8 protein-coding genes are annotated in these 10,672 nt (G+C 38.5%); 3 read left to right on the top strand and 5 right to left on the bottom strand.

Annotated features, from left to right (window positions below; genetic code table 11):
* Positions 1–6 precede the first annotated feature (6 nt).
* The 5 genes from VH441_RS00385 to VH441_RS00365 form a co-directional block, all read right to left on the bottom strand.
* Positions 7–963: an OmpA family protein gene (locus VH441_RS00385; RefSeq protein ID WP_434353521.1), complete on the bottom strand. Its 957-nt coding sequence runs from the start codon at positions 961–963 to the stop codon at positions 7–9.
* A gap of 415 nt (positions 964–1,378) precedes the next feature.
* A complete protein-coding gene (gene purF, locus VH441_RS00380; protein WP_434353520.1) occupies positions 1,379–2,917 on the bottom strand; it encodes an amidophosphoribosyltransferase in 1,539 nt (512 codons plus the stop codon).
* Positions 2,918–3,062: 145 nt separating this feature from the next.
* A complete protein-coding gene (locus VH441_RS00375; protein ID WP_434353519.1) occupies positions 3,063–3,575 on the bottom strand; it encodes a CvpA family protein in 513 nt (170 codons plus the stop codon).
* Positions 3,576–3,592: 17 nt separating this feature from the next.
* Entirely contained in the window at positions 3,593–4,627 is a 1,035-nt protein-coding gene (locus VH441_RS00370) for a quinone-dependent dihydroorotate dehydrogenase (RefSeq protein ID WP_434353518.1), read from the bottom strand.
* 125 nt (positions 4,628–4,752) lie between these two features.
* Entirely contained in the window at positions 4,753–5,193 is a 441-nt protein-coding gene (locus VH441_RS00365) for a DUF4870 family protein (RefSeq protein ID WP_434353517.1), read from the bottom strand.
* Between the two features lie 342 nt (positions 5,194–5,535).
* On the opposite strand from VH441_RS00365, the gene VH441_RS00360 reads away from it, so the two are divergent.
* The 3 genes from VH441_RS00360 to VH441_RS00350 all read left to right on the top strand — a co-directional run bounded on the left by VH441_RS00360 (position 5,536) and on the right by VH441_RS00350 (position 10,573).
* The gene (locus tag VH441_RS00360; protein WP_434353516.1) at positions 5,536–6,399 is read left to right on the top strand and encodes a 16S rRNA (uracil(1498)-N(3))-methyltransferase; all 864 of its coding nucleotides are present in this window, start codon (positions 5,536–5,538) and stop codon (positions 6,397–6,399) included.
* A 232-nt stretch (positions 6,400–6,631) separates the two neighbouring features.
* The gene (locus VH441_RS00355; RefSeq protein WP_434353515.1) at positions 6,632–8,419 is read left to right on the top strand and encodes an acyl-CoA dehydrogenase C-terminal domain-containing protein; all 1,788 of its coding nucleotides are present in this window, start codon (positions 6,632–6,634) and stop codon (positions 8,417–8,419) included.
* A 360-nt stretch (positions 8,420–8,779) separates the two neighbouring features.
* Positions 8,780–10,573: an acyl-CoA dehydrogenase C-terminal domain-containing protein gene (locus tag VH441_RS00350; RefSeq protein ID WP_434353514.1), complete on the top strand. Its 1,794-nt coding sequence runs from the start codon at positions 8,780–8,782 to the stop codon at positions 10,571–10,573.
* Positions 10,574–10,672: the final 99 nt, after the last annotated feature.

Raw genomic sequence — 10,672 nt, 5'->3', positions numbered from 1 at the left:
GTTTAATTAGTCCAGTATTTGATTGCCATTTTCGTCGATACGTACACGCTCATTAATAACGGCTATGGTACGACGGTTAAGCTGCATGCCTTCTTTAGTTTTGTTTGTCGCTCTTGGTCTACTTTCACCAAAACCAACCGCTTGTAATCTAGATGCCTCTATGCCATATCGGTTAATTAACATATTTTTCACGGCATTTGCACGGCGTTGTGATAGCTTCTGGTTATATGCATCACTGGCACGACTATCTGTATGCCCTTCGATAAGGGCAGTAGTGTTGGTATAAACCTTCATGAATTCAGCTACTTCTTCTACTTCATGAATAAATGCTGGTTTAATGATTGATTTATCTGTATCAAACAGTACTTCTAATTCTATTCTTACTTCTTTTTCTAATACTGGTGGCTTGACTGGTTCTGGTTTAGCTGCTGGACAGTTTGGTACAACGCGAGTTACTTGATGGGTTTGGTAAGTTTTGCCTTCTAAAATTTCTTTCGCGGTTACTTCGTCTATTTGGGTAATTTCGCTGGCACCTGTCTCTCCATCTACGTCAACATAAAAAAAGTTGATGCTGTCAGGTGCTAGTACAAATTTCTGAGCGTCTAGTAGTAGGTCGTTGGTTTTTAGCCCTGTTACTTCTGCACTGATGTTATTGATGCCTGCACATGAGTTAACTTGCGTGTAGTTGTTTGGATGTAGGCTAACTTGATAGCGGTCGTTAATTGAGATGTTCGCACCGGTTTGTTCAGGGTCATCGTCCATGCGACGAATAAATACTAGACTGGCATCCCCTTCTGGCGCTGCTTTGTTGATAATATCTATTGGGTCTACATCTGCATGTTTATGCCATACTGCATGGTCTACTGCTTTTAAGTTCTCTTTGTCAATAATCCCTTGGTTGATACAGCCAGTAAGGGCTATCGTTGATATTGCTATTGCCAATATTGATTTTGTCACATCCATAATCACTCTCCAATCTAATATTAATTCATAAAACCATTAAAAACTCTAAAAAATAAAATAACAAATCCAATATACCCTTTCCAACTCTATATTCCACTACCATTTATGACACTTCTGTTACTTTTTTGTTACAAGGACTTGAAGTTATTGGAATTCTAATATTATAGATGAACTTCAGTAAAATTATAAGCACACTTGAAGTAAAGTTTTGAAAATAGAAATAACTATAAAAATCAAGATAAACATATATAATTTAATCTTTTTATTTTTAGTTTTTTTAAATTATTAATCCAAAAAAAACGTCCTTATGAATAAGGACGTTAAATTCAAATTGAAAAAAATTATTACACTAAACAAAACTTTGATAAAAATTTCTTTCATTAAAGGATGATATTTTTAAATATAAAATCTTAAACTAGTCTTCAATACCCGTCATGTCAACGGGTGCATCACCGGTATTTTCTATACCCTTATTTTTGTTGCCAGACTTAGCAATATCATTGCGTTGCTGCTGAAGATTATCTAAATAGGCTTCATCAATATTACCTGTAATGTATTTACCATTAAATACAGCACAATCAAACCCTTCTACACGGCTATGTTTCGTGTCTTGAACCGCTTCGATCAAATCACTTAAATCTTGAAAAATCAAACGGTCAGCACCAATGATGCCTCTGACTTCTTCTACTGTATGCCCTGATGCAATTAATTCTGTACGTGCTGGCATATCAATCCCATAAACGTTAGGGTAAGTCACAGGTGGCGCAGCACTGGCAAAAAATACCTTTTTTGCGCCGGCATCACGCGCCATCTGAATGATTTCTTGGCATGTGGTACCACGTACAATAGAGTCATCAACTAACAATACATTTTTATCTTTAAACTCTAACGGTACCGCACTTAATTTTTGACGAACCGATTTTTTACGTTGTTGTTGACCTGGCATAATAAAGGTGCGACCAATATAACGGTTTTTAGTAAACCCTTCACGGTATTTAACATTTAGCGCCATTGCTAGCTCTAATGCAGAAGTACGTGAAGTATCAGGAATCGGGATTACCACGTCAATATCATGCTGCTTACCCCATTCTGTTTCAATCTTACTTGCTAATGTTTCACCCATTCTCAAACGAGATTTGTAAACAGAAATATTGTCCATAATTGAATCAGGACGAGCAAAATAAACATATTCAAAAATACAAGGGGTATACTCTTTTGCTTCAGTACATTGTTTTTTATGCAAATTATTATCAAGGTCAATAAAAATTGCCTCACCAGGTTTGACATTATCAATAATCTCAAAACCTGCGCCTGTTAGGGCAACAGACTCTGATGCAACCATGTATTCAACTTTGCCTTCTGCAAGGTCACGCTTACCATAAATCAGTGGACGAATGCCATTAGGATCTCGAAATGCCAATAAACCATGCCCCGTGATTAACGCAACCACACCGTAGGCGCCTTCTACTCTTTTATATACGCCACTAACGGCAGTAAAAATATCATCAGCACTTAACTGTGTTTTATTAACGGCCATCAATTCATGAGCAACAACGTTAAGCAAAACTTCAGAATCTGAATCGGTATTGAGGTGACGGCGATCTTCTTGATAAAGTTGTTTTGCTACTTTATCGGCATTGGTTAGATTACCATTATGGGCAAGCATGACACCATAAGGGGTATTTGAATAAAAAGGTTGTGCCTCTGCACTGCTGGAAGTACCCGCGGTTGGATAACGCACATGCCCAATACCGATTGAACCAACCAAGCGCATCATATGACGTGTCATAAACACATCACGCACCATACCATTGTCTTTACGCAAAAAGAAACGCCCATTTTGCAAGGTTGCGATGCCCGCAGCATCTTGCCCTCTGTGTTGCAACATTGTTAAAGCGTCATACAACATTTGATTAACTGGCTGGTGGGCAGCAATGCCAACAACTCCACACATATTAAACCTCGTATCATTTACGATTAAAAAACACCATTAAATTAAAGAAAACCCAAACATTTTTTGCACATTAGCCATTATTTTCTTGATGACTAAATGGCAAAAATAAAGCTTAAATTAATAATTTAAGCCAATAATAAATAAATCAATCTTGTGGTTGGTTAATTTGATGCCAAGCTTTACCAAACACTTTTTGTACCAGTGTTTTTGCCATTGGTGAATAAGGCATTAGCTCGGGTGCCAACTTAGATGATTGCCAAAAAGATGAACTCATTAACATAGGTGCAGTTGCACTGATTAACACTAAAATAATTAACAAGTTTTTCGCACCACCTAAAATACCACCTGCCATTTTATCTAAAAAGCCCAATCGTAGGCTGCTTAACAATTTGGTTAAAATACTACCAAGTAAGTAAACCACACAAATAACCACAAAAACCACTAACAAAAAGCCTAAGGCCAGCTGTAAAACTTCACTTGTAATAAAGCCTTGTAAGTTTGGCGCAACAACCTCTGCCAACCTGGTACCTGCAACCAGTGCAATAAACCAGCCAAGTAAACTAACAACCGATTTAATAAACCCTGCACTAAACCCCTTCCATAGCCCAAGTAAAATAAAGGCCAGCAATATAAGATCTAAAACACCTAACTCATTCATCTATAAAAACTCTTTGTTTAAGACTCTAATGTATCGTAATATCCACCAATTGCTTGGATACTCTCTTGCACAAGGCTTGGTCCTTTATAAATCAAACCAGAATATAACTGCACCAAACTTGCACCTGCTTGCAGTTTTTTGACAGCTTTATCACCACTGTCAATACCACCCACACCAATAACAGCAACTTTATCTTCTAAAATATCGGTAAACTGTTCAAGTACCATTGTACTCATATGACTAACCGGACGACCAGACAAACCACCTGCTTCATTACCATTTGGTAAATCTTCTACCCCTATACGGCTAATGGTTGTATTGGTTGTGATAAGACCGTCGATATCAAAATCTAGTAGTTGTTGGCAAATGAATTCAATCTGCTCAGGCTCTAAATCTGGTGCCACTTTTAGCACCAACGGCACATAAAACCCATAGTCTACTGCCAACTGCAAGTGGCGAGATTTTATTTCAAACAGTAGTTTGCGCAATGCGTCACCAGATTGCAGGTCACGCAAATTTTTTGTGTTTGGAGAAGAAATGTTAACAGTGATATAAGAGGCATATGGATAGACGCGTTCTAGACAATAAATATAATCAGCCGCAGCATGCTCTACAGGAGTGATGGCATTTTTGCCAATATTGATACCAATGTTGCCTTTATATTTGCATTTACGCATATTGCGAATTAAGTGGTCAACACCTTTATTGTTAAAGCCCATTCGATTAATAATGGCGTTTGCTTCTTTTAGACGAAACATTCTTGGTTTTTGATTACCCTCTTGTGGTTTTGGGGTGACTGTACCAACTTCGATAAAGCCAAAACCCAGCTCGCCCAGTGCATCAATATAATCAGCATTTTTATCCAACCCTGCTGCCAAGCCGACAGGGTTATTAAATACCATACCCATGCACTCAACAGGCAACGACTGCTGTGCATAAACAAAACCAAGTAACTTAGCTTTGTGTGCCTTTTCTAAAAGCTCTAGGGTAAACTCATGCGCTTTTTCAGGATCCATACTAAATAGAAAAGGACGTAATAGCGAGTATGACATAAACTGGTATACCTGTAATTAATCCAAACAAAGTAACTGGTCGATTATAGCATACCAATCATTAAATAATTGACATAAAGTTGTAATAAAAAGACAATATCACCAAAGGGCTATATTACTTTAATTTAAGACAGACCTTCACGATTTGTTAACGCAATCCAACCACGTACAATACGATATAAATGCCACAAAATGGATAGCAAAAATAACAAAGCACCCATACCAAAAATTAAAAATGAGCTCACTGCCAAGTTTTGGCTTTCGGTAAAGGCACTAATACCTAGACTGCCAGCAGAAAAAAACATAACGGCTATTCCGATAACACAACCAATAATGCTGTACCAAAAGGTATGAATCTGCCAAGTAAAATGACTGGCTAACCAAGTACCTTTGGCATCATTTCGTTTAAGATAGTTTAAAATAATTGGTACAATCCACAACAACCCCGCTGTAAAATAACTAACCAAATACAATAAATAAGTGATGTGATTATAATTTACGAGTCTTTGCTCTTCTGCCTTATCCATCATCTCAAACATATCTAAAGCGTCTTTATCTGTTGTCATACCGATACCTTTGTATATTATTAAAGTGGTTATATTAATGTTAGTCGTTTACATAACAATGTATAATCTATACGGTTACATCGCTAAGCTTTTTTTACTATTATATTGGCTATCTAATTTTCACATTTGTTTTTAAAACGTCATTTACCTTAATTTTAGCAACCGTTTTTTACGGTTTGGGCAAAAATAACTTGGGTGAAAATCCGTCATATCTTAAGTATAATAATAGCCTATATCAAATTGATATCCAGACACCATTTCATTTAACCTTAATTAACCAGACAACTACTATTAGTTAAATGAATAGCTAGCCTAAAAAACTTAAAACAAGATGAGAACCCTATGCGTCGTTTTTTTTATGACATTAACAACTCTGAAACTGCTGCTCCTTTGTCTCAAATAGCAGTCGGAACAGAGTTTACACTTACCGAAGTACCCTTCCATCATTGGTGTAGAGTACTACGTGCAAAAGTGGGTGATCATGGTATTTTATTTGATGGTTTAGGCGGAGAATATCAAGTTGAATTAACACAAATACAAAAAAAGTCTGCCTTGGCAAAAATAGTCAAATTCAACCCTGTTAATAACAATGCAAATTTTATTAGCAAAATTGGGTTGGTAATGAGCCGTGGCGAGCGCATGGATTATGCGATTCAAAAAGCGACCGAACTTGGTGTGACTGCCATCCAGCTACTTTCTAGTCACCATGGCGAGGTACGTTTAAAGCCTGCTCAGGTGGACAAAAAACTCAATCATTGGCAGCAAGTGGCGCTTTCTGCCTGTGAACAATGTGGCTTAAACACGCCACCCATTATTTATGCTCCGATATCTATAAACGACTGGTTAAAAGATGAAACGCAAATAACCGAGATGTGCGATTATATGCAAACGATTGCCGAATCAGACAATTATAAAAGAATTAATCAGGCAGCTGACATTCGCCCTGATATAAAGCTGTTACTTGCTGTACCAAAGGGTGATAATCCGCCCATCCCTGGCGGTTTAATTAGCCTAATGAAAGATAAATCCAAAACCCCTTATATCCAGCTATTAATTGGTTCTGAAGGCGGGTTAAGTGAAGAGGAAGTTATTACAGCAGAAGCTGTAGGTTGGCAGGCATGGCAAATTGGTAAGCGTGTCATGCGGACAGAAACTGCGCCTGTTGTTGCATTAGCAACATTACAAGCTTGGCAAGATTTAAATTAAATGATTCATCTGACAGTTAATATCTAAATCAACACCCCAAAATGACTAATGAGTCCTTGTTCAAGCCTTGTACAAAGTAGTATAAAAAACTATCTTACAATCACGTAAGGTTAATCCAAATTACGTTCGTTGTTTTGTAAATGTTACTATATAGTTTATGTTGTCTATATAAAACAAAAAACCATAGCAGCGATACATAACCTGAAAACCACAATCAATAAGGAAGATTGCCATGGAATACAAAGCCCCTATACGCGACATGCAGTTTGTACTGCACGAGCTTTTACAAGTAGAAAAACATTATCAGACAGTACCAGCTTATTCTGCTGTTGACCGCGAACAAGTTGATAGCCTAGTAGAAATGGCTGCTAACTTTGCCGAAAACGAGATGGCACCATTAAATCGTTCTGGCGATGAAGAAGGTTGTACTTGGAACGATGGCGTTGTAACAACACCAAAAGGCTTTAAAGAAGCCTACAAGCAGTACTGTGAACTCGGCTTTGCTGCACTTGCTGCTGATGAAAAATACGGTGGCTTAGGTCTGCCATTTTCTGTTGGTACAGCAATTAATGAAATCATGGGTACTGCAAACTGGTCATTATCTATGTACCCTGGTTTGTCACATGGTGCAATCGCAACTGTTGAGCACCACGGTACTGACGAACAAAAAGACTTGTTCCTTGAAAAAATGGTAACTGGTGAGTGGTCTGGCACTATGTGTCTAACTGAGTCTCATGCAGGTTCTGACCTTGGTATAATCCGCACTAAAGCGGAGCCACAAGAAGATGGCTCATACCAAATTACGGGTGAAAAAATCTTCATTTCTGCTGGTGAGCATGATATGACAGATAACATTGTTCATATCGTACTTGCACGCCTACCAGATGCACCAAAAGGTACCAAAGGTATTTCACTATTTATTGTACCAAAAGTAAATGTAAATGCAGACGGCAGCTTAGGTGACCGTAATGGCGTAAGATGTGGTTCTATTGAACACAAAATGGGTATTAAAGCATCTGCTACTGCTGTTCTTAACTTTGATAAAGCAAAAGGCTTTTTAATTGGACCTAAAAATAAAGGTCTAAACTGTATGTTTACCTTTATGAACGTTGCGCGTATTGGTACTGCAGTTCAGGGTTTAACCGCTGCAGAGTATGCTTTCCAAGGTGGTTTAACTTACGCAAAAGATCGTTTAGCAATGCGTAGTTTATCTGGCGTTAAAGCACCAGAAAAAGCAGCGGATCCAATTATTGTTCATCCAGCTGTACGTAACATGCTACTAACCTCAAAAGCGTTTGCTGAAGGCGGTCGTGCCTTGGTTTACTATCTTGCAACTTTTGCTGATATTGTAGAAAAAGGCGAAGACAAAAAAGCAGCAGATGACATGTTATCTCTATTGACACCAATTGCTAAAGCATTTTTAACCGAAACTGGTTACGAAGCAGCTAACCATGGTGTGCAGATATATGGTGGTCATGGCTTTGTTAGAGAATGGGGTATGGAACAAAATGTACGTGATACGCGTATTGCTTGTTTATACGAAGGAACAACTGAAATTCAGTCTCTTGACTTGCTAGGCCGTAAAGTACTAGGCACGCAAGGCAAAATGCTAGCAAACTTTAGCAAAATTATTCATAAATTCTGTGCTGCTAATGCAGATAACGATGAGATGGGGCAATTCATCCGTCCGCTTGCTAAGCTAAACAAACAATGGGGCGACTTAACCGCACGCATTGGTATGCAAGCAATGCAAGATGCTGATGCTGTAGGTGCTGCAGCGGTTGATTACATGTACTTTAGTGGTTATGTAACACTTGCTTATCTATGGGCACGTATGGCATTAATCGCTCAAACAGAGCTTGCTGGCGATACCACAGAACGTGATTTTTATGATGCGAAGATTAAAACAGCACAGTTCTACTTTACTAAGTTGTTGCCACGTACCGAAACATATGTAAAACGTATCGACACTGGTGTAGAACCATACATGAGCATGACTGTGGATCAGTTTCAGTTTTAATTGACTTTAAATCAATAACCAAAGGCGAGCTGCATAATTGTAGCTCGCTTTTTTATTGTGAATTAATGGAAGGTTTTGTTAAGCAAATACCTGACCTTATGTAAAAAATTGGTATTTTATATCAACTGGATAACACATATAAAAATATAAAAATTTTTAAAACAAACTACAACCCTAGTTAAATTAGCTAAATGATAAAAAGCAACCAAAATTAAGACTTAAAATAAAACATCCAAAAAACTAAAAATGATGACCAACTAGTTACACGCTGGTACACATTTAAAAGCATTTTTTGCTATCATAACCATATCAATTATTTCTTTGTTATATCCAATCAATTAAACAAAAAAGGACTCCTATATGGCAGTTTATAACGCTCCCCTACAAGACATGCGTTTCATCCTTAATGACGTATTTAAAGCAGAACAACTATGGCAAGCCAATGAAAAACTAGAACATGTTGATATGGATACCGTTAACATGATTTTGGAAGAAATGGCAAAACTATCAAAAAATGTTTTGCTTCCTATTAATCGTGAAGGCGATGAAGAAGGTGCAAAGCATGTCATCGGTGAAGATGGTAATGGTGCGGTGAGCACGCCAGCTGGCTTTAAAGAAGCTTACAACCAGTACGCAGAAGGTGGCTGGATTGGACTTGGCGGTGACCCAGAATATGGTGGTCAAGGTTTTCCTAAAATGGTGACCATGCTTGCTGAAGAAATGATGTTCAGTACAAACCAATCGTTCTCTTTATATCCTAACTTAACCGTTGGTGCAAGCCTTTCAATGCTGGCGTCTGCTTCAGAAGAACAAAAACAGACCTATCTTGAAAAAATGTATGAAGGCACTTGGTCGGGTACTATGTGCCTGACTGAACCACACGCTGGTACTGACCTTGGTATTATCAAAACCAAAGCAGTACCAAATGATGATGGCAGTTATGACATCACAGGTACCAAAATCTTTATCACAGGTGGTGAGCACGACCTAACTGAAAACATCATTCACTTAGTCCTTGCTAAGACACCAGATGCACCAGCTGGTTCTCGTGGTATTTCACTATTTTTAGTACCAAAGTTCCTAGTCAATGATGATGGCAGTCTAGGTGAGCGAAACAAGGTTTCTGCTGGTTCTATCGAACATAAAATGGGCATCAAAGCCTCTGCAACCTGTGTCATGAACTTCGATAATGCCAAAGGCTGGATGATTGGTGAAGAAAATACAGGCTTGGCTTCAATGTTCATTATGATGAACTATGAGCGTCTGACCATGGGCTTACAAGGCTTGGGTGGCACAGAGCTTGCCTATCAAAATGCCCTTGTTTATGCGAATGACCGTCTACAGTCTCGTAGTGATAGTGGCGTTAAAAACCCAGACAAATCTGCTGACCAACTCATCCATCATGCTGACATCCGTCGTATGCTACTGAATGCGAAAACAAATGCCGAAGCCTCTCGTTGTTTCGCTATGTATGTGGCTCGTCAGTTAGACATTGCTAAGTTCAGCACAGATGCTGATGCTAAGAAAGCAGCGTCTGAGCGTGTTGCTCTATTGACTCCTGTAACTAAGGCTTTCTTAACAGACAAGGCTCTAGAAGCAACCATCGACTGTCAACAAGTTTATGGTGGTCATGGTTATATTCGTGAATGGGGCATGGAACAAATCGTTCGTGATACTCGTATTGCCCAAATTTATGAAGGAACTAATGGCATTCAATCGCTTGACCTGCTGGGTCGAAAAGTTGCTAAAAATGGTGGCTCATTTATGGCAGACTTTATCGCTGAAATCCGTGAGTTTATTGCCAATATGACAGCGGAGCATGCGGTTAAAGAAGCGACTCTAAAAGCCACAGAGACCGTCGAAGAAATCACCAAATCAGTGCTTGCTAATTTGAGTGAACATAAAGATGAAATCAATGGTTGTGCGGTTGATTATTTAGCGGCGACAGGTTACATGGCGTATGCGTATATGTTTGCAATGATGGTAGAGGCAGCAAATGGCCAAGAAGGCGAGTTTTATGCCAATAAAGCCAAACTAGCTGACTATTACGTTGGTCGAGTATTGCCACGCATTCATGCTCATGCAGAAATGGTCAAAGCAGGTAGCCAGTCAATGATGGAATTTGATTTGGATTACTTCGCACCAGAAGCGTAATTAGAATTGGTAGATTTTCTAAATCTATAGTTACATAATAATAGTTACAAAATAAAAAGAGGACTTAAATGGTCCTCTTTTTTTTGCACAAGTTAGTGC

This window comes from Psychrobacter sp. HD31 (assembly GCF_051097895.1).
GTDB lineage: Bacteria > Pseudomonadota > Gammaproteobacteria > Pseudomonadales > Moraxellaceae > Psychrobacter.
This window is presented reverse-complemented; position numbering and strand designations above follow the sequence as displayed.